Source organism: Stenotrophomonas sp. 109824_Sma, assembly GCF_056480025.1.
On record NZ_CM151078.1, the window covers coordinates 1,482,088 to 1,508,240 of the forward strand.

Annotated in this window: 22 protein-coding genes, 1 tRNA gene and 1 pseudogene; 6 read left to right on the plus strand and 18 right to left on the minus strand. The window is 67.4% G+C overall.

Features of this window, described 5'->3' with window-relative positions; genetic code table 11:
- Positions 1–141 precede the first annotated feature (141 nt).
- A tRNA-Leu gene (locus ACZK1G_RS06845) sits at positions 142–226 on the minus strand.
- Positions 227–459: 233 nt separating this feature from the next.
- Here ACZK1G_RS06845 and rnr point away from each other — a divergent pair.
- The 3 genes from rnr (at position 460) to rlmB (ending at position 4,314) form a co-directional block, all read left to right on the plus strand.
- Positions 460–2,814, plus strand: coding sequence for a ribonuclease R (gene rnr, locus ACZK1G_RS06850; protein WP_424143735.1), 2,355 nt, complete (start codon positions 460–462; stop codon positions 2,812–2,814).
- A 164-nt stretch (positions 2,815–2,978) separates the two neighbouring features.
- Complete coding sequence (locus ACZK1G_RS06855; protein ID WP_101765201.1) at positions 2,979–3,461, plus strand: GFA family protein; 483 nt, start codon at positions 2,979–2,981, stop codon at positions 3,459–3,461.
- Positions 3,462–3,570: 109 nt separating this feature from the next.
- A complete protein-coding gene (gene rlmB, locus ACZK1G_RS06860) occupies positions 3,571–4,314 on the plus strand; it encodes a 23S rRNA (guanosine(2251)-2'-O)-methyltransferase RlmB (RefSeq protein WP_100471781.1) in 744 nt (247 codons plus the stop codon).
- 132 nt (positions 4,315–4,446) lie between these two features.
- Here rlmB and ACZK1G_RS06865 read toward each other — a convergent pair whose 3' ends face one another.
- The 3 genes from ACZK1G_RS06865 to ACZK1G_RS06875 are packed head-to-tail and all read right to left on the minus strand — an operon-like array spanning position 4,447 to position 9,082.
- Positions 4,447–5,883: a TolC family protein gene (locus ACZK1G_RS06865; protein ID WP_424143731.1), complete on the minus strand. Its 1,437-nt coding sequence runs from the start codon at positions 5,881–5,883 to the stop codon at positions 4,447–4,449.
- A gap of 2 nt (positions 5,884–5,885) precedes the next feature.
- Complete coding sequence (locus ACZK1G_RS06870) at positions 5,886–7,844, minus strand: MacB family efflux pump subunit (protein ID WP_014036536.1); 1,959 nt, start codon at positions 7,842–7,844, stop codon at positions 5,886–5,888.
- Positions 7,841–9,082: an efflux RND transporter periplasmic adaptor subunit gene (locus tag ACZK1G_RS06875; protein WP_014036537.1), complete on the minus strand. Its 1,242-nt coding sequence runs from the start codon at positions 9,080–9,082 to the stop codon at positions 7,841–7,843. The genes ACZK1G_RS06870 and ACZK1G_RS06875 overlap by 4 nt, the downstream gene beginning before the upstream one ends.
- A 204-nt stretch (positions 9,083–9,286) precedes the next feature.
- Here ACZK1G_RS06875 and ACZK1G_RS06880 point away from each other — a divergent pair, with 204 nt between their 5' ends.
- The 3 genes and pseudogenes from ACZK1G_RS06880 (at position 9,287) to ACZK1G_RS06890 (ending at position 14,634) form a co-directional block, all read left to right on the plus strand.
- Positions 9,287–10,015 carry a response regulator gene (locus ACZK1G_RS06880; protein ID WP_014036538.1) on the plus strand — a complete coding sequence of 243 codons (729 nt, stop codon included), beginning with the start codon at positions 9,287–9,289 and terminating at the stop codon, positions 10,013–10,015.
- Positions 10,016–10,021: 6 nt separating this feature from the next.
- Positions 10,022–11,431 (plus strand): ATP-binding protein, encoded by a 1,410-nt coding sequence (locus tag ACZK1G_RS06885; protein ID WP_049446197.1) that lies wholly within the window; start codon positions 10,022–10,024, stop codon positions 11,429–11,431.
- A gap of 176 nt (positions 11,432–11,607) precedes the next feature.
- Positions 11,608–14,634 (plus strand): annotated as a pseudogene (locus tag ACZK1G_RS06890) (two-component regulator propeller domain-containing protein).
- Positions 14,635–14,878: 244 nt separating this feature from the next.
- Here ACZK1G_RS06890 and ACZK1G_RS06895 read toward each other — a convergent pair.
- The 14 genes from ACZK1G_RS06895 to pstS (ACZK1G_RS06960) all read right to left on the minus strand — a co-directional run bounded on the left by ACZK1G_RS06895 (position 14,879) and on the right by pstS (ACZK1G_RS06960) (position 25,996).
- On the minus strand, positions 14,879–15,064 hold the full coding sequence (locus tag ACZK1G_RS06895; RefSeq protein ID WP_478448143.1) for an IS3 family transposase: 186 nt from the start codon (positions 15,062–15,064) through the stop codon (positions 14,879–14,881).
- A gap of 9 nt (positions 15,065–15,073) precedes the next feature.
- Positions 15,074–15,739, minus strand: a complete 666-nt coding sequence (locus tag ACZK1G_RS06900) for an IS3 family transposase (protein ID WP_478448145.1) — start codon at positions 15,737–15,739, stop codon at positions 15,074–15,076.
- Positions 15,736–16,029: a transposase gene (locus tag ACZK1G_RS06905; RefSeq protein ID WP_087921478.1), complete on the minus strand. Its 294-nt coding sequence runs from the start codon at positions 16,027–16,029 to the stop codon at positions 15,736–15,738. The genes ACZK1G_RS06900 and ACZK1G_RS06905 overlap by 4 nt, the downstream gene beginning before the upstream one ends.
- 189 nt (positions 16,030–16,218) lie before the next feature.
- Complete coding sequence (gene rnt, locus ACZK1G_RS06910; protein ID WP_014036542.1) at positions 16,219–16,869, minus strand: ribonuclease T; 651 nt, start codon at positions 16,867–16,869, stop codon at positions 16,219–16,221.
- 138 nt (positions 16,870–17,007) lie between these two features.
- Positions 17,008–17,529: an HvfX family Cu-binding RiPP maturation protein gene (locus ACZK1G_RS06915; protein WP_101765203.1), complete on the minus strand. Its 522-nt coding sequence runs from the start codon at positions 17,527–17,529 to the stop codon at positions 17,008–17,010.
- Between the two features lie 25 nt (positions 17,530–17,554).
- Positions 17,555–18,310: an HvfC family RiPP maturation protein gene (locus ACZK1G_RS06920; protein ID WP_101766387.1), complete on the minus strand. Its 756-nt coding sequence runs from the start codon at positions 18,308–18,310 to the stop codon at positions 17,555–17,557.
- Positions 18,303–19,178, minus strand: a complete 876-nt coding sequence (locus ACZK1G_RS06925; RefSeq protein ID WP_049446189.1) for an HvfB family MNIO-type RiPP peptide maturase — start codon at positions 19,176–19,178, stop codon at positions 18,303–18,305. Before ACZK1G_RS06925 ends, ACZK1G_RS06920 begins: the two co-directional genes overlap by 8 nt.
- Positions 19,165–19,518: a hypothetical protein gene (locus ACZK1G_RS06930; protein WP_101765204.1), complete on the minus strand. Its 354-nt coding sequence runs from the start codon at positions 19,516–19,518 to the stop codon at positions 19,165–19,167. The genes ACZK1G_RS06925 and ACZK1G_RS06930 overlap by 14 nt, the downstream gene beginning before the upstream one ends.
- Before the next feature lie 237 nt (positions 19,519–19,755).
- Positions 19,756–20,463, minus strand: a complete 708-nt coding sequence (gene phoU / locus ACZK1G_RS06935) for a phosphate signaling complex protein PhoU (RefSeq protein WP_014036547.1) — start codon at positions 20,461–20,463, stop codon at positions 19,756–19,758.
- Positions 20,464–20,528: 65 nt separating this feature from the next.
- On the minus strand, positions 20,529–21,359 hold the full coding sequence (gene pstB, locus ACZK1G_RS06940; RefSeq protein WP_005408788.1) for a phosphate ABC transporter ATP-binding protein PstB: 831 nt from the start codon (positions 21,357–21,359) through the stop codon (positions 20,529–20,531).
- 19 nt (positions 21,360–21,378) lie between these two features.
- Complete coding sequence (gene pstA / locus ACZK1G_RS06945; protein ID WP_006428262.1) at positions 21,379–22,242, minus strand: phosphate ABC transporter permease PstA; 864 nt, start codon at positions 22,240–22,242, stop codon at positions 21,379–21,381.
- Complete coding sequence (pstC, locus tag ACZK1G_RS06950) at positions 22,242–23,210, minus strand: phosphate ABC transporter permease subunit PstC (protein ID WP_008267250.1); 969 nt, start codon at positions 23,208–23,210, stop codon at positions 22,242–22,244. The genes pstA and pstC overlap by 1 nt, the downstream gene beginning before the upstream one ends.
- A gap of 82 nt (positions 23,211–23,292) precedes the next feature.
- Positions 23,293–24,387 (minus strand): phosphate ABC transporter substrate-binding protein PstS, encoded by a 1,095-nt coding sequence (gene pstS / locus ACZK1G_RS06955; protein WP_101765205.1) that lies wholly within the window; start codon positions 24,385–24,387, stop codon positions 23,293–23,295.
- 592 nt (positions 24,388–24,979) lie between these two features.
- A complete protein-coding gene (gene pstS / locus ACZK1G_RS06960) occupies positions 24,980–25,996 on the minus strand; it encodes a phosphate ABC transporter substrate-binding protein PstS (protein WP_014036550.1) in 1,017 nt (338 codons plus the stop codon).
- Positions 25,997–26,153 lie beyond the last annotated feature (157 nt).

The window sequence follows — 26,153 nt, forward strand, 5'->3', positions numbered from 1 at the left end:
GATCCCGTTTCGCCTGCGAAACGGGCTCTGACCCCATGGGGCTCGCGTTGGGGCCAGAGCCTTTTCCTGTGGAGAGGAATCCGACCCCGGCGCCGGATCGCAGGCAAAAAAAATCCCCGCCGAAGCGAGGAGTTTTTTCGTTGGTGCCCAGGAGAGGACTCGAACCTCCACGGTTTTACCCGCTAGTACCTGAAACTAGTGCGTCTACCAATTCCGCCACCTGGGCGTTCCAGAGGCGCAATTGTGAAGATGAATCCGCAGGCTGTCAACGACTTCCTGAATATTTTTCATGCAAGGCCTTCAAGGCGGCCGCTGACCCGTTCTGCACGCTGTCAGCGGCTACCATGTAGGGCGATGACTACCAAAAAACCAAGCAAGGGCGGGAGCAAGTCCCGCAGCCAGGCCCCGAACAAGGGCGCCAAGGCGGGCGCAGCCCGCACCACCAAGCCGGGCAAGCCGTTGCCGGGCTGGTTCCCCGAATTGAATGAAGGTGGCACCGCGCCGCGTGGCCGCAAGGTTCGCGGTACGGACGCCCCCGGCCCGGCACCGGGCCGCAAGCTGCCGCCGACCGGCAAGGTGATCGACGATCCCTATGCCGCCCGCGAAGCCGAGAAATACGAACAGCCCATCGCCAGCCGCGAGGCCATCCTGGCCCTGCTGGAGCGCTGCGAAGGGCCGCAGACCGCCGAAGAACTGGGCGCGCGCCTGGGCCTGACCGCGCCGGACCGGGCCGAAGCACTGTCGCGCCGGCTCGGCGCCATGGTCCGCGATGGCCAGCTGGTGCAGAACCGCCGGGGCGGTTTCGCTCCGATCCAGACACTGAACCTGGTCACCGGCGTGGTGATCGCCAACCCGGAAGGGTTCGGCTTCCTGCGCCCGGTCGAAGGCGGCGACGACCTGTTCCTGCCGCCGTATGAGATGCGCAAGGTGATGCACGGCGACAAGGTGCTGGCCCGCGTGACCGGCATCGATCACCGTGGCCGTCGCGAAGGCAGCATCGCCCGCGTGCTCGAACGCGGCATGACCCGCCTGATCGGCCGCTTCAGCATTGAGATGGGCATCAACTATGTGGTGCCCGACGACAAGCGCGTGCAGCGCAACGTGCAGGTGCCGCCGGACCAGACCGGTGGTGCACGCGACGGCCAGCTGGTGGTCTGCGAACTGACCCAGGCGCCGGACAGCCGCCGTCCGCCGATCGGCCGCATCATCGCCGTGCTCGGCGACAAGCTGACCGCCTCGCTGGTGGTTGAGGCCGCCATCCACGGCCACGAGCTGCCGTTCGAGTTTCCACAGGAAGTGCTGGACGAAGCGGCCTCGGTGCCGCTGGTGGTCGAGCCGGCAATGATCGGCGACCGCGTCGACCTGCGCAGCACGCCGCTGGTCACCATCGACGGTGAAGATGCCAAGGACTTCGACGACGCGGTGTACTGCGAGCCGAATGCCGAGGGTTTCCGCCTGGTGGTGGCGATCGCCGATGTCTCGAACTACGTGCGCCCCGGCACGCCGCTGGATGAGGAAGCGCAGAAGCGCGCCACCTCGGTGTACTTCCCGGGCTTCGTGGTGCCGATGCTGCCGGAGACGCTGTCCAACGGCATCTGCTCGCTGATGCCGAAGGTCGACCGCATGTGCTTTGTCTGCGACATGCAGATCGACCGCGATGGCCTGGTCACGCATTCGCGCTTCTATGAGGCGGTGATGAACTCGCATGCGCGCCTGACCTACACCCAGGTGTGGAAGGCGGTGGGCGAGGACGATGCCGATACCAAGGCCTGGATGGGCGACCTGCTGCCGCAGGTGCAGCGCCTGCACCAGCTGTACAAGGTGCTGTCCAAGGCACGTGCCAAGCGCGGTGCCATCGAGTTCGAAAGCAGTGAAGTGCGATTCGTGCTGGACAACCGCGGTGAAGTGACCCAGGCCGGCATGCTGGTGCGCAACGACGCGCACAAGCTGATCGAGGAATGCATGATCGCGGCCAACGTCGAGGCGGCCAAGTACCTGCTGTCGCGCCATGTGCCGGCGCCGTACCGCATCCACGAGAAGCCGCCGGAAACCAAGTACGCCGACCTGCTGGAATTCCTCAAGGAGTTCAAGCTGAGCCTGCCGCCGTGGTCGAAGGTGCGCCCGGGTGACTACACCAAGCTGCTGAAGAAGATCCGCGACCGCCCCGATGCCACGCTGCTGGAATCGGTGCTGCTGCGCAGCCAGAGCCTGGCGATCTACAGCCCGGAAAATCACGGCCACTTCGGCCTGGCGCTGGAGGCGTACGCGCATTTCACCTCGCCGATCCGCCGTTACCCCGACCTGCTGGTGCACCGCGCGATAAAGCACGCGTTGTCCGGCAAGCCGCTGGACAAGTTCACCTACAACGCGCGCGAAATGGCAGCCCTGGCGCTGCAGTGTTCCGAGCGTGAGCGTCGTGCCGACGAGGCCGAGCGCGAAGTCGATGAGCGTTACCGCGCGGCGTGGATGGAAAAGCACGTGGGCGGCCAGTTCGACGGCGTCATCAGCGGCGTGACCAGCTTCGGCCTGTTCGTGGAACTGGACGAGTCCAAGGTGCAGGGCCTGGTGCATGTGACCCAGCTGCCGCAGGACTATTACAAGTTCGACGCCACCCGCAAGACGCTGACCGGCGAGCGCCGCGGCAGCAGCTACCGGTTGGGCGACCGCGTGCGCATCCTGGTGCTGAAGGCCAGCATGGAAGAACGCAAGATCGACTTCCGCCTGGTCGAGCACAAGGGCGAAGACGAGGGCGATGGCCTGCCGCCGCTGCCCGAGCGTGGCAAGCCGGCCAAGCGCACCAAGAAGCAATATTGAAAGGCGTGCCGACCAACGGTCGGCACCCACCTCACCCGGTAGGCACCCACCTCACCCGGTAGGCATCCACCTCACCCGGTAGGCATCCACCTCACCCGGTGGGTGCCCACCTCACCCGGTAGGTGCCAACCGTTGGTTGGCACGACGTTTCGGAGGAACTCACCATGCAGGGCCAACCCGAATACAGTGGCGGCTGCCAGTGCGGCGCGATCCGCTTCCAGGCGCGTGGCGAGTTGACCGACAGCTCGATCTGCCATTGCCGGATGTGCCAGAAGGCGTTCGGTGCCTATTACGCGCCGCTGGTGTCGGTGCGCGGCGCGCAGTTCAGCTGGACCCGTGGCCAGCCGCGCTATTTCCAGTCGTCCAACGTGGTGCGGCGTGGCTTCTGCGCCGACTGCGGCACACCCCTGACCTACGAAGCTCCGGATGGCGTGGCCGTGGCCGCCGGTGCCTTCGACGAGCCGGAACGCCTGCCACCGACGATCCAGTACGGGGTGGAGCGCAAGCTGCCGTTCGTCGACAGTTTGTCCGGCCTGCCGGCGCGGCGCACCGAGGACGACATCGCGGCGCTGGAGTTCCTGGCCACCATCGTGTCCCACCAGCACCCCGACCACGACACCCCGCACTGGCCGCCGCGCAGCCGATGACCCACCTGAAGCACCGAGCCCACGCTCGGCGCTACAGCGGGCCGGCCGTCCGCAGCGCCGGGCCCGCCGATGCTCTACCATAGCCACCCCCTTTCCGGTCCCCGCCCGCATGAGCAAGAACAGCCAGTGGATTGTCGGCGTCAACGCCGTCGCCTCCTCCATCGAGAACGACGCCGAGAACGTCCGCGAAGTGCTGGTCGAGGCCGGTGCGAAGAACCCGCGCCTGACCGAGATCGAAGAGAACGCCCGCCGCAAGGGAATCGACGTGCGCAAGGTGAACAGCCAGGCGTTGGACGGTGTCGGTGGTTCGGTGCGCCACCAGGGCGTGGCTGCGCGCTATGCCGCCGCCCGCACCTACAGCGAGAACGAGCTGGAAGGCCTGGTCGCCGCGGCTGAGGGCAAGGCCCTGCTGCTGGTGCTGGACGAAGTGCAGGACCCGCACAACCTCGGCGCCTGCCTGCGCTCGGCCGCTGCCGCCGGGGCGACTGCGGTGATCATCCCGAAGGACAAGTCGGCCACGGTCAATGCCACTGTGCGCAAGACCTCGGCCGGTGCCGCCGATCTCATCCCGGTGGTGGCGGTGACCAACCTGTCGCGCTGCCTGAAGGACCTGCAGAAGCAGGGCGTGTGGATCTATGGCCTGGCCGGTGAAGCCACCGCCTCGCTGTACCAGCTGGACCTGAAGGGCAACATCGCGCTGGTGCTGGGCGGCGAAGCCGATGGCCTGCGCCGCCTGACCCGCGAGAACTGCGATGGCCTGGTCAAGATCCCGATGCCGGGCGAGATCGAGAGCCTGAACGTCTCCGTCGCCGCCGGCGTCAGCCTGTTCGAGGCCGTGCGCCAGCGCGGTTGATCGGCAGCGCCGTGTAATCGGGGTCAGATCCCTCTCCGCTGGAGAGGGATCTGACCCCTTTTTCATGTGCCGTGTCGACCAGGGGCGACACCTGCCGGGTAGTGGCCAACCTTGGTTGGCGCTCCCAAAGCCTCACCCCGCGCTGCCGCCCAGCGCCTTGAACAGGGTCACGTCGTTGTTCAGCTGGCCCTGGCGCACGCGCGCCAGCGACAGCTCGGCATCACGCCGGGTCTGCTGCGCTTCCAGCCAGGTGCGCAGGTCGGTGGCGCCCACGCGGTAGCGCACTTCCTGCGCGCGTTCCACTTCCACCGCCTCATCGTATGAAGCCTGTGAGGCGGCCACCTGGCGCACCAGCTGCTCGCGTGCCGACAGCGCGTTGTCCACTTCCGAGAGCGCGGTATACAGCGTCTTGCGGAAGTTGGTGGCGGCGATCTGGTAGGCGGTACCGGCGATATCGGTATCCAGCTGCGCGCGCTGCAGGTTGAGGAACGGCAGCGACAGGCCGGCGCCCAGCGTGGCCACCGGGTTGCGCAGTACATCGCCCAGCGAGGTCGCGCTGGAACCGAGGCTGCCGGTCAGGCTCAGCGCCGGGTAGTACTGGGTGGCGGTGACCTTGATCGTCTTCAGGCTGTTGCGCAGGCGAAGTTCGGCGGCGCGCAGGTCGGGACGGCGGCCGAGCAGGTCGGTCGGCAGGCCTTCGCTGATACCTGGGCTGCGTGCACCCAGCAGGTCCTGTGGCTCATCCTGCTGGGGCCAGGGCGTGCCGTCCAGCAGCACGGTCAGCGCGTTGCGCACCTCCACCCGCTGCTGCTCCAGTGCGCTCTGCGAGGACCGCTGCGACTGCAGGTTCTGCAGTGCCTGGCGCACTTCCAGCCGCGATACCGCACCGGCGTCGAAGCGGGCCTGCACCAGTTCGCGGGTGCGTTCCAGCCGCTCCAGGTTGGCCTGGCCGGTGGCGATCGACTGGTTCAGGTAGGCCAGGTTCCAGTACTGGGTGATGGTGTCGCTGATCACCAGCAGGGCGGTGTTCTGCCGGTCCTCCTCGCTGGCCTCGGCTTCCCAGCGGGCGATGTCGCGCTGGGTGCGCAGGCGGCCCCACAGGTCCACTTCCCAGCCCAGCGAGACGCCGGTGGAATAGCTGCGGCGCCAGTCGTCGGCCTGGTCGGTGGCGCGGCTGGCGTTGCCGCTGACGCCGGATGACGAAGGCTGCGGCCACAGCGCGTTGCTGGCCAGGCCGGCCTGCAGGCGCGAACGCTGCACGGCCAGGCCGGCGGCGGCGAGATCGCTGTTGGCCGCCAGTGCCTGCGCCACCAGGCGGTCCAGGCGTTCATCGCCGAAGCCGGTCCACCAGGTGTCCTGGCGGATGTCGCGGCCCGGTGTATCCAGGCTGCTGCGCGGGTCGTCGGCCGGTGCGTTGAGGGTGGCATCGCCGCGCCCGTAGCGGGCCGCCACGTCGGGGTCGTGCACCGGATAGCGGCCGACCGACGCACAGCCGGACAAGGCGAGCAGTACAGCACCTGCCAGCAGCAGGCGCGGGGGAGCAGGGAAGGGGAGTCGGATCATCATCATCTTCATTCGCGGGCCAGGGCCTCCACCGGGTCGAGCTGCGCGGCGTTGCGCGCGGGCAGGAAGCCGAACGCCACGCCGATCAGGGTGGAGCAGGCAAACGCGGCGACGATCGAGGCGGTGGAGAACAGCACCTGGAAGTCGCTGGCGAAGCGGCCGATCATCGAGCCCAGCAGCAGCGCCAGGCCGATGCCGAGCACGCCGCCGAGCAGGCAGACCAGCACCGCTTCGATCAGGAACTGCTGGCGGATATCACTCTGCCGTGCACCGACGGCCATGCGCACCCCGATCTCGCGGGTGCGCTCGGTCACCGACACCAGCATGATGTTCATCACGCCGATGCCGCCCACCAGCAACGCGATGGCGGCGATGGCGCCGATCAACAGGGTCATCGTGCGCGTGGTCTGCTCGATGGTCTCGCGGATCTCGGCGCTGTTGCTGAGGAAGAAGTCCTCGGTGCCATGGCGCAGGGTCAGCAGGCGGGTGATCGCTTCCTGCGCGGCATCCATCGGCGTGGCGTCGTCCACGCGCACGGTGATGCTGGACACGTGGCTCTGGCCGAGCATGCGCGACATCACCGTGGTGTAGGGCACCCACACGCTGAGGCTGGTACTGCCGCCGAAGCCGAAACTCTGGCGCTTGGCCACGCCGACCACGCGTGCCGGCACGTTGCCGAGCAGGATCACCTGGCCGACCGGATCGACATCGGGGAAGAACTGGGTCTGGGTGTTCTCGTCGATCACCGCCACCTGGCCCAGGCCCTTGACCGCATCGGCGTCGAAGAAGCTGCCACTGAGCAGGGTTACGCCCTTGACCCGGAAGAACTGCTCGCCGACGCCGCTGACCTGGGCGGTGGACGACTGGTTGCGGTAGCGCGCGGTGACCGAGGTCGACACGCTGGGGGTGGCGCTGTCCACGTAGCTCTGCTTTGCCAGGGCGTCGGCATCGCTGGCCTTGAGCGTCTGCACCCGTGCCGAGCGCATGTCGCCGAAACCACGGCCGGGATAGACGTCGATCGTATTGGTGCCGAGCGCGCTGATGTTCTGCAGGATCTGCTGCTGCGAGCCGTTGCCCAGCGCCACCACCGAGACCACCGAGGCGATGCCGATAATGATGCCGAGCATGGTCAGGAAGGTGCGCAGGCGGTGCGCGTTCATCGCCAGCAGGGCCATACGGAATGCTTCGGTGAAGCGGTCGCGCGCCGCCCGCCAGCTGTTGCCGCGGGCAACGCCGGTGCTGGCCTCACGCTGTGCGCGGTAGGTCGGCGCATTCGGGTTGGCGCGGTCGGCAATGATCTCGCCGTCGCGGATTTCGATGATGCGCTGTGCGTGTTCGGCCACGCTCATGTCGTGGGTGACGATGATGATGGTGTGGCCTTCGGCATGCAGCTCGCCGAGGATCGCCATCACTTCCTCGCCGGATTTCGTGTCGAGCGCACCAGTCGGTTCGTCGGCCAGGATCACCTCGCCGCCGTTCATCAGGGCGCGTGCGATCGACACGCGCTGCTGCTGGCCACCGGACAGCTGGCCCGGCTTGTGATGCATGCGGTCGCTCAGGCCCAGCCGCTGCAGCAGCTGCTCGGCACGCGCGTTGCGCACCGGGCCGGGGCTGCCGGCGTACACCGCCGGCACCTCCACGTTGCCGCGCGCATCCAGATCACCCAGCAGGTGGTAGCGCTGGAAGATGAAACCGAAATGCTCGCGGCGCAGTTCGGCCAGTTCGTCCGGCTCCATCTTTCCGGTCTCGCGGCCAGCCACCTGGTAGCTGCCACGGGTGGGACGATCGAGGCAGCCGAGGATGTTCATCAGCGTCGACTTGCCCGAGCCGGACTGGCCGACGATGGCCACCATCTCACCGGCGTGGATGTCGAGATTGACGTCGCGCAGCACGGCGATCACATCGTCGCCGGCCGGGAACTCGCGTCGCAGGTCGCGCAGGCGCAGCAGCGGCGCCGTCGTGCTCATCGGCGCCCCATGCCCGGGCCGCCGACCCGCATCTGCATGCCGCCGCGGTTGCCGCCGCCGGCACCGGCCGCGGCGGCGCTGGCTTCGCCGACCACCACGCGCTCGCCTTCCTTCAGCCCGGACAGGATCTCGGCCGAGGCGCCGTTGTTGATGCCCACGGTGACTTTACGCGGCTGCGGCTGGCCCTTGTCATCCAGTACCCGCACCATGCGCTCGTCGCCACGGCGCTTCGGCCCCAGTGCCACCGCCGGCACCATCAGCACGCCCTTGGCCTGCTTCAGCAGTACCGAGACCTGCGCGGTCATGTCGATGCGCAGGGTGCCATCCGGATTCTCCACGTCGAACAGCGCGTTGTAGTAGACCGCGCTGCTGGAACTGGAACTGGACGAACTGCTGGAACTGGACGAACTCTCGTTGGCGATCGAGGCCGGCGCCGGATTGATCTGGCGCAGCGTGGCGTGGTACTTGCGGTCCGGGTCGCCCAGCGTGGTGAAGTACACCGGCATGCCGGCCTTGATCTTGACCACGTCGGCTTCGGAGATCTCGGCATTGACGGTGACCACGTCCAGCCGGGCCAGCATGACGATGGTGGGCGCGGTCTGGTTGGCGTTCACGGTGCGGCCTTCCTCGGCCACCACCGCCACCACGGTGCCATCCATCGGCGCGGTGATGCGGGTATAGGCCAGGTTGGCGCGGGCGGTGCCCAGCTCGGTTTCGCGGCCCTTGATCTGCGCCTCGTAGGACTGCAGCTGGGCGCGGGCGGTCTTCAGCTGCGCTTCGGCGGCATCGTATTCCTGGCGTGAGGTGGCCTCGGCAGCCAGCATCTGCTGCTGGCGCGCGAACTCCAGTTCGGCCTGGCGCAGGGTGGCCTGCTGCACGGCACGCTGGGCGGTGACCTGGTCCAGCGAGGCCTGCGCGTTGAGCACTTGGTTCTGCTGGGTGGTGGCGTCGATCTCGGCGATCAGGTCGCCTTCCTTCACGGTGTCGCCCAGCTGCACCTTCAGCGACTTGATCTGGCCCGAGGCCTGCGCACCGACGCTGACCAGCTTGTAGGCATCGATCACGCCGGTGGCATCCACCGTCTGCTCGATGTCACCGCGGCTCACCGGCGAGGTCGCCACCGCCGGGGCCGCAGGCTTGCGCAGCAGCCACCAGGCGGCCGCAGCGACGATCAGGGCAAGCAGGGCGATCAGTATCAGGCGACTCCGTCGGGTCGCGGGCAGCAGGCGGAACGTCACGTCGTGGCTTCACTCTCGGGGCCGCGCGTGCGGCGTTGGTGGGCATTGTGAAGACCGGGCGATGGACGGCTCAATCCTCGGGGTATGTCTGTATGTAACACTGTCGGTGAATACGCGTAACCACAGGTATCCCGCCCGTAGGTGGATACACTGGTACGCATTGCCCCGGATGCGGTTCAGCTGCCGACACGGGATGATCGCGCCATGGAGACTGAAAACCCGATGCATCGACTGCTGATCGTCGACGACGACAACGACATCCGCACGCTGCTGGCCGAGCAGCTCGGCCGCGCCGGCTACCTGGTGAGCACGGCGGCCGATGGCACGGCCATGCGCCAGCTGCTGGACCGCGAGCACGTGGACCTGATCGTGCTGGACCTCAACCTGCCGCGCGAGGATGGCCTGACCCTGTGCCGCGACCTGCGTGCGCGTTCGAACACGCCGGTGATCATGCTGACCGCGCGCGCCGAGCCGATCGACCGCGTGCTGGGCCTGGAAATGGGCGCCGATGACTACCTGGCCAAGCCGTTCGAACCGCGCGAGCTGCTGGCGCGGATCCGCAACGTGCTGCGCCGGACCGAAGCGCTGCCGGCCAACCTGGAGCCACTGGCGGTACGCCGCGCACGCTTCTCGCGCTGGGTGTTCGACCTGGAGCATCGCCACCTGGTCGATCCGGATGACCGCGTGGTGGTGCTGTCCGGCGCCGAGTTCCGCCTGCTGCGGGTGTTCATCGCCCACGCCAACAAGGTGCTGTCGCGCGAGCAGCTGGTCGCGCTCAGCAGTGGCCGCAACTACGAGGCACAGGATCGTGCGATCGACCTGCAGGTCAGCCGCCTGCGCAACAAGCTGGGCGACGACGGTGGCCCGGACGGACTGATCAAGACCGTGCGCAACGAAGGCTACGTGCTGGCCTCCTCGGTCAACCTGGAATAAGCCGCGATGAAGCGCCTGCGCCATTTCCTGTCCTCGATGGTCGGGCGGTTGTTCGTGATCCTGCTGCTGGGCATGGCGGTGGCTGCGATCGGTGCGACCATGCTGGCCACTTCCAAGCGCCAGCAGGAGTTCGAGCGGCAGAACCTGAACCGCATCGCCGACCGTCTGCAGGGCTACGTCAACCTGCTGGACGGCAATCCGGAGCTGCGCGAGCGCCTGCTGGCGATCGGCGGGCCGAGCGTGCGCGCGCTGCAGCCCGGAGCCCGCCTCGGGCGTGCCGACACGGCGCTGATGGAAGTGCTGGAAGACCGCCCCGGACCGGTGTCGCGCGCGCATGTGCATTTCGCTTCGTTCCGCTCCTGCATTCCCAAGCTGCAGGACCTGTTGCCGCCGCCGCCGCCGGGACACCGGCGGCCGCCGCGCGAACGCGACCCGGCGTTCATTCCGCCCAAATGCCGCGCAGTGGACGTGACCCTCAACGACGGCACGCTGCTGAAGCTGGCGCTGGACTCGCCGGCGGTGGCACACAACGGCATCCTCGCCGTGGACCCGTGGTTCCTGACCCTGCTGGTGCTGGCGATCGCGGTGCTGGCCTACATCGTCGCGCGCATGGCCAGCGCGCCGCTGCAGGAACTGGCGGCCGCTGCCGAGGATCTCGGCGACGATCTGCAGCGCGACCCGTTGCCACTGCGCGGGCCGCGCGAGGTGCAGCGTGCCGCCGAAGCGTTCAATGCCATGCAGCACCGCCTGCAGCGGCACCTGGCCGAACGCACGCAGATGCTGGCGGCGATCACCCATGACCTGCAGACGCCGCTGACCCGGCTGCGCCTGCGCCTGGAGAATGTCAGCGACGAAGCCCTGCGCGAGCGCCTGATCGGCGACCTGGCGGCGATGCAGGCGCTGGTGCGCGAGGGCCTGGAACTGGCCCGCAGTGCCGAAAGTGCCGAGCAGCGCGCCGCACTCGACCTGGATTCGCTGCTGGAGAGCATTGTCGAGGACACCGCCGAAGGCGGCGCCGACGTGGTTTTCGAGGGCGGCAGTGGTTCGGTACTGATGCTGCGGCCACTGGCGATGCATCGCCTGTTCTCGAACCTGGTGGACAACGCGGTGATGTATGCGCAGCGGGCGCGGGTACGGGTCGAGCGCAGTGGCGGTGCGATCACCGTGGTGGTGGCCGATGACGGCCCCGGCCTGGCCGAGGAGCAGCTGGAGGCGGTGTTCGATCCGTTCGTGCGGGTGGAAACCTCGCGTTCGCGCGAAACCGGCGGGGCCGGCCTGGGCCTGACCATTGCCCGCGCCCTGGCCGAGAAGGACGGCGCGCGGCTGTGGCTGCGCAACCGGGCCGAAGGTGGCCTGGAGGCGGTGGTGCAGTGGCCGGCCAGTGCCCAGGTGGTGGCGCCCGGCCGCGCCGGCTGAGCCGGCGGGCTGCGGACGGTGACGCCGGGGCCGGGGTTTGGCCTATCATCTGCGCATCTCCCCAGTCTCCCCCCGATGAGCCAGCCCGTTCCCGCCGGCATGCCATTGCGCGCTGCCCGGCTGTTCCCGCACGCTGCCGCGCCCTGCAGCCGCACCTGGCCGCCGCCGTTGCGGTGATGGGCGGGCAGGGGGACGAGGGGCGCTGGGTGGAGCGCCGCGCATCAGGATTCAGGCGGGCACTGCGGCAGGGCCTGCTGTGGCTGCTGCTGGCCCTTGCGCTGCCGCTGGCGGCACAGGAAGGCGCGCCGCCGCTGCGCGACTACGCCATCGATGTATGGACCTCGCGCAACGGCCTGCCGCACAACTCGCTGCGCGACATCGCACAGACGCCGGAGGGCCATCTGTGGTTCGCCACCTGGGAAGGGCTGGTGCGCTACAACGGCCTGGACTTCACCGTGTTCGACCGCAGCACGCGCCCGGGCCTGCGCGACAACGGCATCGGCGCACTGTTCGTCGACCGCCAGGGCGGGCTGTGGATCAGCGATTCGCGCGGCAACGTCAGCCACCGCGGCAGCGATGGCCAATGGCGGGTCTGGGAGCACCAGGCCGGTACACCGCAGGTGCTGATCCAGTCCATGCAGATGGACAGCCAGGGCCGGCTGTGGCTGCTGTACGAAGGCAAGGGCATCGGCTATCTGACGCCGGATGCCGGCATCGTCTACCAGGCGCCGGCGGCGGACCTGCCGATGGCGATGAGCTTCACCAAGCTGGTGGTCGATGCACAGGACCGGGTCTGGGTCGGCACGCTCGACGGGCTGGTGCTGCGCGACAACGACGGCGTGCTCAAGCGCGCGCCCGCCGCATGGGGGCTGGGCGCCGGCAGTGGCCTGTCATGGCCGTACCGGGCACCGGACGGCGCGCTGTGGATCGTCGCCGGCGAGCGCCTGTACCGGGTGGAGGACGACCAGCTGGTGCTGGTGCACCGCCTGCCGGGCCAGCTGCACATGACCTCGATGCTGCAGGACCGGCATGGCGACCTGTGGCTGGGTACCGAGAACCAGGGCCTGCTGCGCATCTCCGCGCATGGCCTGGAGCGGCTGCCGGCCGGCCTGAACCTGCCGGGCGGACGCGTGGTCAGCCTGCGCGAGGATGCCGAAGGCAGCATCTGGGTGGGGGCCAATGGTGGCCTGTACCGCCTGCGCGAAACGTTGTTCAGCAGCTACATCGAGCGCGATGGGCTCAGTGGCGACTACGTGCGCACGGTGTTCGAGGATCGCGACCGCCAGCTGTGGGTCGGCAGCGCCAGCGGCCTTGACCTGCAGACCAGCGATGGCCGTTTCCGCGCGGTACCGCTGCACAACCGCGGCGGCAAGGCGCCCTCGGTACTGAGCCTGGCACAGGGGCCGGACGGTGACCTGTGGGTGGGAACCTTCGGCGATGGCGTTTACCGGCTGGGTTGCGATGGGCGCCTGCGCCACAACTATGCGGCGGCTGATGGCATGCCGGGCGGCAACATCCGTGCAATCAGCGTTGACCCGCAGGGCGTGGTCTGGGCCGGCACGCAGAAGGGCGTGGTGCGCATCGACGGCGACCGGGTGCAGGTCTCGAACGTGCCGGGCATGCCCGGCGGCCTGATCACCGCGCTCGAGCATGACCATCAGGGCAACCTGTGGATCGGCACCATCGAAGGCATCCGCGTGCTGCGCGGCGACCGCGTGCAATCGATCGACCTGGCCCCGCTGGGGGGCGGCCGCAGCGTGTTCGGCTTCCACCAGCTGGGCGATGCGATGTGGATCAGCAGTGATCGTGGCCTGTACCGCTGGCGCAACGGCGCGCTGGCGCGGGTCGGCCTGGAGCAGGGCATGCCGGTGGACGCGGTGTTCCAGCTGGTGCCGGACCGCCTCGGCAATGTCTGGATCAGCAGCAACCGTGGTGTGCTGCGCACCGACATGGGCACCCTCAATGCGGTGGCCGATGGGCGCACGCCGCGGGTGGTGGTGGAGCGCTACAACGAGATCGACGGCATGGCCAATGCTTAGGCCAATGGCAGCTCCAGCCCATCGGCGATCCTGCGCCAGGACGGCACGTTCTGGGTGGTCACCGCCGGTGGCCTGAGCACGGTCGACCCGCAGCGCCTGCAGCGTTTCCGCGAGCGGCCATCGCCGCCGGCGGCGATCGAGAGCGTGCAGGTGGATGGTGCGCCGGTGCACTGGGAGGGACCGGATCGCAACTACATTCCCGGTGGCCGCCGGCTGGCGGTGAGCTATGTCGGCCTGAGCTACCTGATGTCTGACCGGATCCGCTACCGCACGCGGCTGGATGGCCTCGATGCTGGCTGGGTCGAGCGTGGCCCGCAGCGCAGCGTCGAGTTCGTCGGCCTGCCGCCGGGCGATTACACCCTGCACGTGGCGGCCGCACATCCGGGGGGCGCCTGGGGCCAGCAGGAAGCCGTATGGAGCTTCACCGTCGAGCCGTTCTGGTGGCAGCGCCGCAGCGTGCAGGTGCTGGCCGGGCTGGTGCTGCTGGCCGGGCTGGTGGCGTTGTACCGGCTGCTGCTGCAGCAGCTGAAGGCCAGCAACCTGCGCCTGGCGCGGCGGGTGGACGAAGCGACCTTCGACCTGCAGGCCAAGACCGTGCACCTGCAGGCGCTGAACCAGGAAAAGACCGAACTGGCCGAGCGCCTGGCGCGGCAGGCCGAGGCCTTTGAACGCCAGGCCCGCGAGGATGCGCTGACCGGCCTGGCCAACCGCCGCGGCTTCGACGAGACACTGGCGCGTGACTTCGCCCGTTCGCAGCGCAGTGGTCATCCGCTGTGCCTGGTGGTGCTGGACATCGACCACTTCAAGGACGTCAACGATCGCCACAGCCACAGCATCGGCGATGCCGTGCTGGTGCAGGTGGCGACGCTGATCGCGGCGGCCTGCCGCGACTCCGACCTGCCAGCGCGCACCGGCGGCGAAGAGTTCGCGCTGCTGCTCAACGACACCCGCCTGGAAGAAGCCGCGCAGCTGTGCGCGCGCCTGCGTGGTCTGTTCCATGACCATCCCGACTGGGCAGAAGTGCCTGGCCTGCGCGTGACCTTCAGCGCAGGCCTGGTGGAGCTGGATGCCGACGACCGCACCCCGGCGTTGCTGTACCAGCGCGCCGACCGCGCGCTGTACCGCGCCAAGAGCGATGGCCGGGATCGTACGAGCATTGGTTGAACCAGTGCAAAGCATCCACGCATGGCGTGGATCTACGGGTGTTGCCGTACCAACGGTCGGCATCCACAAGAGAAGTGACCCACCACAGCGGTGATCGACAGCCCCCAACGAGCGCAGCGACCCGCTGTTGCTTCCGCTTTTTCTGATTTTTCCGTGGCGGCCAGCAACCTGTCGAAGGCCGGGCAGGGTGGGTTCGCGGGGGTATCTGATCTGGCCCCCTGAAAACGGACGCCATGAAGCCGTTTCAGGCGGCAGCCCGGAGCTGCCGGGCGTAGTTGTTAGGCGAGTGGTAGCCCAGCGCCGAGTGTAGCCGGGCTGGATTGTAGAAGCCGTGGATGTAAGCAGCGATGGACTGGCTGGCTTGTTCCTTACTGGCGTAAGGCTCGGCAGCCTCTTCTGTCTTGAGCGTCGCAAAGAAGCTCTCGACCACGGCGTTGTCCTAGCAATTGCCAGGCCGGCTCATGCTTTGGACCACGTCATGGGACTGCAGCAGCTGGCGAAACTCGTTCCCCCAGTACTGCCCGCCACGATCGGAATGGAAGATCAGGCCAGGTCGTTGTGGATGCAGAGCCCAGGCATTGGCGAATGCTTTCACTACCAGTTCTTCAGTCAGGCGCCTGGAAACGCTGTAGCCCAGCACCTGCCGGGTCTGGACGCTGATGACCACGGCCAGATGCAGCCATCCCTGGCGGGTGGGGACATACGTGATATCTCCGACCCACGCCGTCGGTCCGGTTCCGGGGGCAAATTGCCGATCCAGCAGGTTGGGGGCGAGCTGAGATGAGCCGCCGGAGGATTTGGGCCGGAATCGGCCTTTGGTCTTGCCCTGGATTCGCTCCTCGGCCATTAACCGTGCCACGCGCTTGTGGCCAACTGGATGATTCCTGGCTCGTAAGGCCCTGACCAGCCGACGCCGCCCATAACTGCGTTTGCTGGCCACATGGATGGCCCGAAGCTCGGTACGGAGGGCCGAATCGACATCGCACGTTTGGGCACACTGGCGGCGCAGGTAGTCATGGAATCCAGAGACAGAAACCCCAAAAAGCCGACACAGCAACCTGGTCGGGTAGCGAGTCCTTTGACTGGCGACGAAGGCGTACCTCACTTGGACTCTCTGGCAAAGAACGCCGCCGCTTTTTTTAGGATTTCCCGCTCCATCTTCAGATTGGCGTTCTCGGCCCGAAGGCGGCTGATCTCGCTTTCCAGGTCAGTGGCCGGCCTGCGGGCCTCAGAGGTCAACGACCGGCCAGCACGGACCGCGTCAATCCAATTTGCCAGCGTCTTGACCGACATCTCCAGCTGACGGGCCGCTGCGGCAGGCCCGAGCGACTCGGCCAACTCCACGGCTTGGTGCTTGAACTCATCGGTGTAGCTACGACGGGTGATACGGGACATAAGGGGACCTCCAAGTGCGATCAAAGTATCGCCTCTTGGCGTCCGCGGACGGGGGGCCAGATCAATCCGCGCCATGGATGGCGCGGCTAAGCCCCCAGGGACGGGTTCACGGCGTCCCCCGCGAACCCACCTTGCCCGGCCCAACCGATGATTCGCTTCCCGCCACGAGGGGCTCCGCCGTTGGCTGCCTTACCGCGGCCAGGCGTTGGCGATCGTGCAGAACAAGCGCGCGGTCTGTTCGGTGTCATACACCGCGCTGTGCGCTTCATTCGCATCCCAACCCAGCCCAGCGGCGGTGGCCGCACGCGCCAGCACGGTCTGCCCGTAGGCGATACCGGCCAGGGTCACCGTGTCGAACACGCTGAACGGATGGAACGGATTGCGCTTGTGGCCGGTGCGGGCCACTGCGGCGTTGACGAAGCCGAGGTCGAAATGGGCGTTGTGGCCGACCAGGATCGCGCGCTGGCAGCCGTACTTCTTCATCGCCGCACGCACCGGGGTGAAGATGTGGTCCAGCGCCGCCTTTTCTTCCTTGGCCAGCCGGAAGGGGTGGTCGAGGATGATGCCGGTCACTTCCAGCGACTTCGGGTCGATTTCCAGGCCTTCGGCCGGCACCACGTGGGCACTGGCGGTCTGGCCGGGGTAGAGCAGGCCGTTCTCGTCCATTTCGATCGGCACCGCAGCGATTTCCAGCAGCGCGTTGCGCTGGCTGTCGAAGCCGCCGGTTTCCACATCCACCACCACCGGCAGGAAGCCGCGGAAGCGTTGTGACATCGCGCGCTGCGCCTGGGGGACTGCGGAATCGGGAGCGGCGGCAGGTGCGGGGGTGGGGTCAGTCATGCGTGAATTCTAGCAGAGCGACCCTGAGCGCCTCGCCAGCCCTCGGTGCACGGGTGGAGCGTGTCGACCCAGGTGCCCAGGATCCCGGTAGGTGCCAACCTTGGTTGGCACACGGTGCACGGCGACCAGCGGCGGCGTCTACCGAACCGAAGGCTGCGCCACCATGCCCGACGCGGACCACCGCGCCAGCCACGCATCCACGCTCAGCCTGCCGGCACCGGTGAAGATCAGCGGCAACAGCATGGCCATGAACAGCACCGGCAGCTTGAAGTTGCCGAAGCCCTGGTCGCTGATCGCATAGCCCATGGCGAGGTCGGCCAGCGAGTTCCATTCCATCGGCCAGTGCACCGCATAGGTCGCCACCACGGTCAGTACCAGCAGGCTGGCGGCAGCAAATCGGGTACCGAACCCGACCAGCAGGCAGGCCGCACCGATCAGTTCGAACCAGGTGGCGAGCTGCCAGTTCAGGCCGGCCGGCAGCTGGTCGAACGGGAACGGGAAGGCGTCCTGCAGGTCGGCAAACCAGTTCTGGCCGCGCAGCTTTTCGCGGCCGGATTCGAAGAATTCCCAGGCCAGCAGCAGGCGCAGGCCGAGCGGGGCCAACCAGGGGGCGAGACGGTCCAGCTGGCCGCGCGCGGCGGCCAGGAGCGGAAGGTTCATCGGTGGATCTCCGGAGGAAGGGGCGTCAGGGTGGGGATGCGAGCGGGCCGATTACGCCGGCCTGCAGGAACTGCTGCAGCAGCGCGGCACCGGGTTCGGCCAGCGCATCCTCGGCCAGCCCATGTGCACTGGCCAGCTGCTGCAGGTAGAGATGCCCTTGCTGGCCAGGCTGTTCACCGATGCTGGCCAGCAGGTACACCGCCAGTGGGCTGAGCGCGGCGAATCGCACTTCACCGTCGGCTTCGCGGCGAACCAGCAGGCCGGTGGGTTCGGGCGGTGGCTGGGTCGGTGCATCCTCTGCACCGAGACGGTGCACCGGCCATTGGTACAGCAGCGGCCACGCCAGCGGCGAGCGCTGCAGCGGCACCCGCAGCGGATCGATATCGCCAGGGGCAGGAAGTGGCTCGGCCTGCAGCTGGTACAGCGCGGTTTCCACCCACTCGTAGTGCGCCAGCTCGGCCAGCGCCGGGTGCGGCAGCTGCGGCTGTGTCTGCAGCCACTGCACGAACTCGGCGGCCAGCTCGGTGAACAGGGGTGTCTGGCAGCGATGGGTGGCGAAGTAGTGGCGCACCAGCGCGCTCCAGGCCGGTTCCCCCAGCAGGCGAACGCAGACCGGGAAACCGTTGCTCAGGAGCCCGAGCAGGTTGTTGAACAGCAGGTGCTGGTACACCGCCAACCGGCGTGGATCCAGGCCGGCCGGTGCAGGCACTGCTTGCGGGTCGCGCAGATGTGCGGTGAATGCGTGCTGCTGCGCGCGCAGGGTATCGGCGGCATCAGTCATGTGCAGCCCCGGCATGCGTGGCCTGCAGCCGGCGGATGGTCTGCAGCTCGCCCTGCAGTTCTGCATAGGGCGGAAAATTGAAGTCGCGTTCGAGCAGGGTCGGACGCGCGCCGATGCGCGCATAGGTCCGTGCCAGCAGCGCCCATACCGGATCGATGACCGCACTGCCGTGGGTATCGATCTTCAGGTCCGGTGCTTCGTCCAGGTGCCCGGCCACGTGCAGGCAGACGATGCGCTGTGCGGGCAGCCCGGCGATGAAGGTATCGGCGTCGTAGCCGTGGTTGCAGGCGTTGACGTAGACGTTGTTGACGTCCAGCAGCAGGTCGCAGTCGGCTTCGGCGAGCACCGCATTGGTAAAGGCCAGTTCGTCCATGGCCGGTTCCGGTGCCAGGTAGTAGGAGACATTCTCTACCGCGATGCGGCGACCGAGCAGGTCCTGCACGCGCGCGATGCGAGCCGCGGTATGGCGCACGGCTTCGTCGGTGAAGGGAATCGGCAGCAGGTCGTAGAGGTGGCCGTCGTCGCTGCAGTAGCTCAGGTGCTCGCTGTACAGCGGCACGCGGTGCTTTTCGAGGAACCGGCCGACCTGCTCCAGCAGCTGGGTATCCAGTGGCGCACTGCCGCCCAGCGACAGCGACAGGCCGTGGCAGCTCAGCGGATGGCGCTGTGCCAGTTCGGCCAATGCATCACCGGCCGGGCCGCCGACATGGATCCAGTTCTCCGGCGCACATTCAAGGAAGTCGAAGTCGCCTGCCGGGGCGTCATGCAGATCCTGCAGCAGCGCCCGACGCAGGCCCAACCCGGCGGCCGCCGCGCGAAGCGGCGACCGCGGGTGGACGACGCTGGCGCGGACGTCAGTGCTTGCCACCGCACTTGCCTTCGCCGCACTTGCCTTCCGCCGACTTCTTGTCGCCGGCCTTGGCCTTGGCACCTGCTGCACCGGCGGCCTTGCCCTTGTCGGCCCCGCATTTGCCTTCGCCGCTCTTGCCATCGGTACCACACTTGCCTTCGGCGTGCTTGCTCGCGTCGGCGGCCATCTTGGTATCGGCGGCCTTGGCGTCGGTGCTGGCCTTGGCTGCCTGGCCGGCCACCAGGTAGCCCTGGGCGAGGTCGCTCATGCTCAGCGCCGAGGCGCTGGCGGTCATGCCCAGGCCGGCGGCCAGGGCGGTAGCGGTCAGCAGGGACAGGGTCTTGTTGGAACTGCTCATCGGTCTTACTCCTGGGTGGTGGGCAGGTGCCCGGGGTGAATCGATGGTGCAGCGATCCTACTCAACGAATCCTCGCCAAGAACTCAAATTTTCGTGAGATTTGTTACAGAAGCATCCGGCAGGTCTGCACCGGGCAGGCCCGGCGGCCACAATACGGGTGGAACACCCCAAAAAAGAAGGCCGCTGTCACCAGGACAGCGGCCACCTTGGAGTCGACTCCGGTGTTGCAGCGCAGCGTCAGGGCTGGCCGGTGCTGGAGGTCTCGTCGCGCTTTTCACGCGGCGGCAGCGGCTGCTCGCCATGCACCAGGAACCACACGTTCTCGGCGATGTTGGTGGCGTGGTCGCCCACGCGCTCCAGGTTCTTGGCCATGAACAGCAGGTGCGTGCACGGGGTAATGTTGCGCGGGTCTTCCATCATGTAGGTCAGCAGCTCGCGGAACAGCGCGGTGTACTGCGCGTCCAGACGGGCGTCGTCCTCGCGCAGTTCCAGCGCGGCGTCGGCATCGTTGTCGCGGTAGGCGGCAATGGCACGGCGGACCTGCTGCGCGGCCAGGCGGCCCAGCGCACGCAGGCCCTGGATCTGCGGCAGCGGCGGCACCTTGCCCAGCGCGATCGAGCGCTTGGCGACGTTGGCAGCGTAGTCACCGATGCGCTCGATGTCGGCCGGAATGCGCAGGCCGGCGAGGATCTCGCGCAGGTCGCGCGCCATCGGGCCACGCAGCGCCAGGCGCATCACGTCGTGGCTGATCTGCTGCTCCAGCGCATCGATCGCTTCGTCGTTGGCAATGATGCGATGGGCAGCGTTCTCGTCGCGCTTCTCGATCACGTCCATCGCCGCTTCGAGCTGGGCGACGGCCATTTCGCCCATGCGCACGATTTCGGCCACCAGGCGCTGCTGCTCTTCGTCGTAGCTCTTGACGATGTGGTCGTTGGGAAGGTTCATGGTCTGCAATCCGGGTAGAGCCAGGCCATGCCTGGCTGGAACATGTGGCGAAGGAACAGCGTCGATCAGCCGAAGCGACCGGTGATGTAGTCCTCGGTCTGCCGCTGCGACGGCTGCGAGAAGATCACTTCGGTGCGGTCGTGCTCGATCAGGTCGCCCAGGTACATGAAGGCGGTGTAGTCGGACACGCGCGCAGCCTGCTGCATGTTGTGGGTGACGATCACGATCGTGTACTCGTGCTTGAGCTCTTCCACCAGCTGCTCGATGCGGCTGGTCGAGATCGGATCCAGCGCCGAGGTCGGCTCATCCAGCAGCAGCACCGAGGGGCGCAGGGCCACGGCACGGGCGATGCACAGGCGCTGCTGCTGGCCACCGGACAGGCCCAGTGCGCTCTGCCCCAGCTTGTCCTTCACTTCATCCCACAGCGCGCCCTGGCGCAGCGCCTGCTCGACGCGGTCGGCCATGTCGGCCTTGCTCAGCTTCTCGTGGTGGCGGATGCCGTAGGCCACGTTCTCGAAGATGGTCATCGGGAACGGCACCGGCTTCTGGAACACCATGCCGACCTTGCTGCGCAGGCGGTTCATCGGGTACTTCGGCGACAGGATGTTCTCGCCGTCCAGCAGCACTTCACCGCGCGCTTCCAGCTTCGGGTACAGCGCGTAGATGCGGTTGAAGATGCGCAGCAGCGTCGACTTGCCGCAACCGGACGGACCGATCAGCGCGGTCACGCGCTTTTCCGGGATTTCCAGGTTGATGCCCTTCAGGGCATGGAACTTGTCGTAGTAGAAGTCCAGTCCACGCGCAGCCAGCTTCACCGGCGACGGCGTGTGCAGGCTCTCGTGCGAGGACGGCACGGCGATGCGCTGCATCGGCACGGCGTTGGAAAGGTCATTCATGGCGTTATCCACGGAAAGGTCAGTCATGGGAGATACGGTTGCGCAGCAGGATGCCGCGGGCGGCAAGGCTGACCAGCAACACGAAGACGGTGAGCACCAGGGCGCCGGCCCAAGCCAGCACCTGCCAGGATTCATACGGGCTGCCGGCGAACTGGTTCATCACCACCGGCACCGAGGCCATCGGCTGGAAGATGTTGTTGTTCCAGTACTGGTTGCCGAAGGCAGTAAACAGCAGCGGTGCGGTCTCGCCGGAGATGCGGGCCAGGGCCAGCAGGATGCCGGTGATGATGCCGGCCGACGCACTGCGGTACAGCACCTGCACGATCACCTTCCACTGCGGGATGCCCAGCGACAGGGCCGCTTCGCGCATCTGCGAGGGCACCAGGCGCAGCATTTCGTCGGTGGTGCGCACCACCACCGGCAGCACGATGAAGGCCAGCGACAGCGCACCGGCGAACGCCGAGAAGTTGCCGCCGGTCTGCATCACGTACAGGGTGTAGACGAACAGGCCAAGCACGATCGACGGCGCCGACAGCAGGATGTCGTTGACGAAGCGGACCACGGTGCCGGCCTTGCGGGCGTTGCCGTACTCGGCCAGCCAGGTGCCGGCCAGCACGCCCAGCGGGGTGCCGATGCCGATCGCCAGCGCACACATCACCGCGCTGCCGAAGAAGGCGTTGGCGAGACCGCCTTCCTGCATCGGCGGCGGCGTCATCTTGGTGAACAGATCCAGGTTGATGCCGGCCAGGCCCTTGGAGGCCAGGGTGAACAGGATCCAGCCCAGGAAGAACAGGCCGAACAGGGCGGTGGCACAGGACGCGGTGATCGCAACGACGTTGCCGATGCGACGGCGCAGGTACAGCGAATCAGCGGTGGTGGACATCAGTTGCCCTCCTTGCGGGACAGGCGCATCAGCATCAGGCGGGCGATGGCCAGCACCACGAAGGTGACGATGAAGAGGACGAAGCCGAGCAGCAGCAGGGCCGAGCGGTAGGTTTCAGTGGCTTCGCCGAAATCGTTGGCGATCAGCGCGGCGATGGTGGTGCCCGGCTCCAGCAGCGACGGCGACAGGCGCACGCTGTTGCCGATCACGAAGGCCACTGCCATCGTCTCGCCGAGGGCGCGGCCGAGGCCGAGGAAGATGCCGCCAATCACTGCCGAGCGGGTGTAGGGCAGGACGATGTCCCAGCTCACTTCCCACTTGGTGGAGCCCAGCGCGTAGGCCGACTCCTTCAGGCGGGTCGGCACGGTCAGGAACACTTCGCGCATCACCGAGGAGATGAACGGGATGACCATGATGGCCAGCACGAAACCGGCGGTGAGCATGCCGATGCCCAGCGGCGGACCCTGGAACATCGGGCCGATGATCGGCCATTCGCCCAGCGTCTCGTTGAGGAACGGGGTGACGTACTCGGTCATTACCGGCACCAGCACGAACAGGCCCCACATGCCGTAGATGATCGAGGGAATGCCGGCCAGCAGTTCGATGGCGGTACCGACCGGGCCACGCAGCCAGCGCGGCGCGACTTCGGTCAGGAAGAAGGCGATGCCGAAGCTGACCGGCACGGCGATGACCATCGCGATGAGCGCGGTGACCAGGGTGCCGTAGATCGGGGCGAGGGCGCCGAACTTGTTTTCGACCGGATTCCAGTCGGCGGAGAAGAAGAAGCTCAGGCCCTGCATCTGCAGGGCATGGCGGCCGCCCCACAGCATCGACAGCGCGGCGCAGGCCAGGGCGATGAGGACGAAGATGACGGTGCCGACCAGCACCCATCGGAACAGTTTGTCGTTGCGGGCATCACGCGCATCACGCGTGGACGGGGCGGCTACAGGCTGGGCGATGGCATTCATGGGGACGGCAGGGCCAGGAAGGGGCGGGGCGGCACGGCGTGGAAGAAGCGGTGCCCGCTGGGGGCGGGCACCGTCGTGTCCATCACTTCAGGTCGGTCGCCCAGTAGGCCTCGATCTGCTTGACCAGTTCGGCCGGCAGCGGCACGTAGTGCAGCTCGTTGGCCTGTGCCTGGCCGTTCTCGAAGGCCCACTTGAAGAAGGCCAGGGTGTCCTGGTTGCGCTTGGCGTCCTTCGGCTGCTTCTGCATCAGCATGAAGTTGGTGGCGGTGATCGGCCACGCCTGCTCGCCCGGGGCGTTGGTGATGACCAGGTTGAAGTCCTTGGCGCTGGCCCAGTCGGCGCTGGCGGCCGCGGCGGCGAAGGTTTCCGCGCTCGGCTCGACCCAGTTGCCGGCGGCGTTCTGCATGGCGGTGTACGGCATGCCGTTCTGCAGCGCGTAGGCCAGTTCGACGTAGCCGATCGAGCCCTTGATCTGCTTCACGTACGAAGCAACGCCTTCATTGCCCTTGCCACCGACGCCGTCCGGCCACTGCACCGAGGTGCCTTCGCCGACCTTGGTCTTCCACTCCGGGCTGACCTTGGACAGGTAGTTGGAGAAGTTGAAGGTGGTGCCCGAACCGTCCGAACGGTGGACCAGGGTGATCTTGCCGTCAGGCAGCTTCACGCCCGGGTTGGCGGCGACGATGGCCGGGTCGTTCCAGGTCTTGACCTTGCCCAGGAAGATGTCGGCCAGCAGGGCGCCGCTCAGGCGCAGCTTGCCGCCTTCCAGGCCTTCGATGTTGACCACCGGCACCACGCCGCCGATGGCGGACGGGAACTGGGCCAGGCCGGCCTGGGCCAGCTCTTCGCTGCTCAGCGGCTTGTCGGAGGAGCCGAAGTCGACGGTGCCGGCCTTGATCTGGGCGATGCCGCCGCCGGAGCCGATCGACTGGTAGTTGATCTTGGCACCGGTGGTGGCGTTGTAGTCGGCCGACCACTTGGAGACCAGCGGGAAGATGAAGGACGCGCCCGCGCCGGACACTTCGGCGGTCACCTTGGCACCGGCACCGGCAGCGGCCGGGGCAGCGGCACCGTCGGCAGCCGGCTGCTGCGCGGCCTGCTTGTCGCCACCGCAGGCCGACAGGCCCAGGGCGATGGCCAGGGAAAGGGCGGCAAGGCCGGCCGAGTGCAGTTTCATGGTCACTCCATAGCGGGGAAGAGCCGACGTCGTCGGCGGATGCGGCTATGAAATGATGTTTTTGTTACAGCCGTATTACGACCATGACAGAGGTGTCCTGGATCACGTTCTGACAAGGGTTTCACGGGGTTGGCCGCGGTCCGGGAGGCGCCCGGAGACCCCGGATCTGCGCACCGATATGACGGCCGTGGCTCTACAAACGCTCTTGCCTTTGCTCCTGCCTTTCATGACCCCACCGCGCCCGCGATGAACTGTCGAGCGGCGGTGGGCCAGGGCGTGCAGGACCGTCCACGGCATGGATGCCGTGGCCGAGCCCCCATGGGTGAGGGCGGTTTGCCTGCGAGGCACTGCCTCGCAAGCGCACGAACGCACAGCCGCCAGCGGCTGGGCCGGACCGCGGAGCGGGGTTTACGGCGTGTCCTGCACGTCCTGGCCCACCGACTCACCGACGGATCAGCGAAGGCGCAGCGCTCTTCACGACCAACCCCAAAAAAACAAGAAGAGCGCGAGATCTCGAGGATCTCGCGCCCGGGTGGGATCGGCGGGGGAGAGAGGACCCGCCGATCCCGTTCCTGCGGGGGAACGCGCTTGCTTACTTCAGGTTCTGCGACCAGTAGGTCTCGATCTGGCGGACCAGGCTGTCCGGCAGCGGCACGTAGTCCAGCTGGCGGGCCTGGGCGTCGCCGCTCTTGTAGACCCAGCGGAAGAACTCCTGGGTGGCCTTGCCGTTGGCAGCGTTCTTCGGCTTCTTGTGCACCAGGATGAAGTTGGTGGCGGTGATCGGCCAGGACTCGGCGCCCGGGGCGTTGGTCATCACCAGGTAGAAGTCCTTGGCGCTGGCCCAGTCGGCGCTGGCGGCAGCGGCGGCGAACGAAGCGTCGCTCGGCTGCACGAACTTGCCGGCGGCATTCTTCATCGCGGTGTACGACAGCTTGTTCTGCAGTGCGTAGGACAGTTCGACGTAGCCGATGCCGCCCTTGATCTGCTTCACGTAGGCAGCAACGCCTTCGTTGCCCTTGCCGCCGATGCCGGCCGGCCACTGGACCGAGGTGCCTTCACCGACCGAGCTCTTCCACTCCGGGCTGACCTTGGACAGGTAGTTGACGAAGTTGAAGGTGGTGCCCGAACCATCCGAACGGTGCACGACGGTGATCTTGGCGCTCGGCAGGGTCACGCCCGGGTTCAGCGCGGCGATGGCCGGGTCGTTCCAGGTCTTGATCTTGCCCAGGAAGATGTTGGCCAGCACGGTGCCGTCCAGCTTCAGTGCGCCCGGGGCGATACCGGCCACGTTGACCACCGGCACCACGCCGCCGATCACCGACGGGAACTGGGCCAGGCCCGAAGCAGCCAGTTCTTCCGGCTTCAGCGGGGCGTCGGACGAACCGAAATCAACGGTCTTGGCCTTGATCTGCGCAATGCCGCCGCCGGAACCGATCGACTGGTAGTTGACCTTGTTGCTGGTGGCAGCGTTGTAGTCGGCCGACCACTTCGACATCACCGGGTAGATGAACGAGGCGCCCGCGCCGGTGATTTCAGCGGCGTTGGCGGCGAACACGGACGACGCTGCGAAGACGGCAACGGCAACGCGCGACTTGAAGGCGTGGATCACGGGGTGGCTCCTGGGTTGATTGGGATGCGGGGTTACCCGCCCGGCGCACATTCCATAACGGTTCGATGACAGCGCAGGGACCGTTGTATGACGCATCCATTACAGCGCTGGCGGGCGGCCACGCCGCCGTGCGCGTGAATGTTTCGCGCCGAGGGTG

Bases quoted from the DNA above. Each gene is read 5' to 3' on its own strand.
- ACZK1G_RS06855 (WP_101765201.1), top strand. From the start codon at position 2,979: ATGCAGGGCCAACCCGAATACAGTGGCGGCTGCCAGTGCGGCGCGATC.
- rlmB (WP_100471781.1), top strand. From the start codon at position 3,571: ATGAGCAAGAACAGCCAGTGGATTGTCGGCGTCAACGCCGTCGCCTCC.
- ACZK1G_RS06865 (WP_424143731.1), bottom strand. From the start codon at position 5,883: ATGATGATGATCCGACTCCCCTTCCCTGCTCCCCCGCGCCTGCTGCTG.
- ACZK1G_RS06870 (WP_014036536.1), bottom strand. From the start codon at position 7,844: ATGAGCACGACGGCGCCGCTGCTGCGCCTGCGCGACCTGCGACGCGAG.
- ACZK1G_RS06880 (WP_014036538.1), top strand. From the start codon at position 9,287: ATGGAGACTGAAAACCCGATGCATCGACTGCTGATCGTCGACGACGAC.
- ACZK1G_RS06885 (WP_049446197.1), top strand. From the start codon at position 10,022: ATGAAGCGCCTGCGCCATTTCCTGTCCTCGATGGTCGGGCGGTTGTTC.
- ACZK1G_RS06905 (WP_087921478.1), bottom strand. From the start codon at position 16,029: ATGTCCCGTATCACCCGTCGTAGCTACACCGATGAGTTCAAGCACCAA.
- rnt (WP_014036542.1), bottom strand. From the start codon at position 16,869: ATGACTGACCCCACCCCCGCACCTGCCGCCGCTCCCGATTCCGCAGTC.
- ACZK1G_RS06915 (WP_101765203.1), bottom strand. From the start codon at position 17,529: ATGAACCTTCCGCTCCTGGCCGCCGCGCGCGGCCAGCTGGACCGTCTC.
- ACZK1G_RS06920 (WP_101766387.1), bottom strand. From the start codon at position 18,310: ATGACTGATGCCGCCGATACCCTGCGCGCGCAGCAGCACGCATTCACC.
- ACZK1G_RS06930 (WP_101765204.1), bottom strand. From the start codon at position 19,518: ATGAGCAGTTCCAACAAGACCCTGTCCCTGCTGACCGCTACCGCCCTG.
- phoU (WP_014036547.1), bottom strand. From the start codon at position 20,463: ATGAACCTTCCCAACGACCACATCGTCAAGAGCTACGACGAAGAGCAG.
- pstB (WP_005408788.1), bottom strand. From the start codon at position 21,359: ATGAATGACCTTTCCAACGCCGTGCCGATGCAGCGCATCGCCGTGCCG.
- pstA (WP_006428262.1), bottom strand. From the start codon at position 22,242: ATGTCCACCACCGCTGATTCGCTGTACCTGCGCCGTCGCATCGGCAAC.
- pstC (WP_008267250.1), bottom strand. From the start codon at position 23,210: ATGAATGCCATCGCCCAGCCTGTAGCCGCCCCGTCCACGCGTGATGCG.
- pstS (WP_101765205.1), bottom strand. From the start codon at position 24,387: ATGAAACTGCACTCGGCCGGCCTTGCCGCCCTTTCCCTGGCCATCGCC.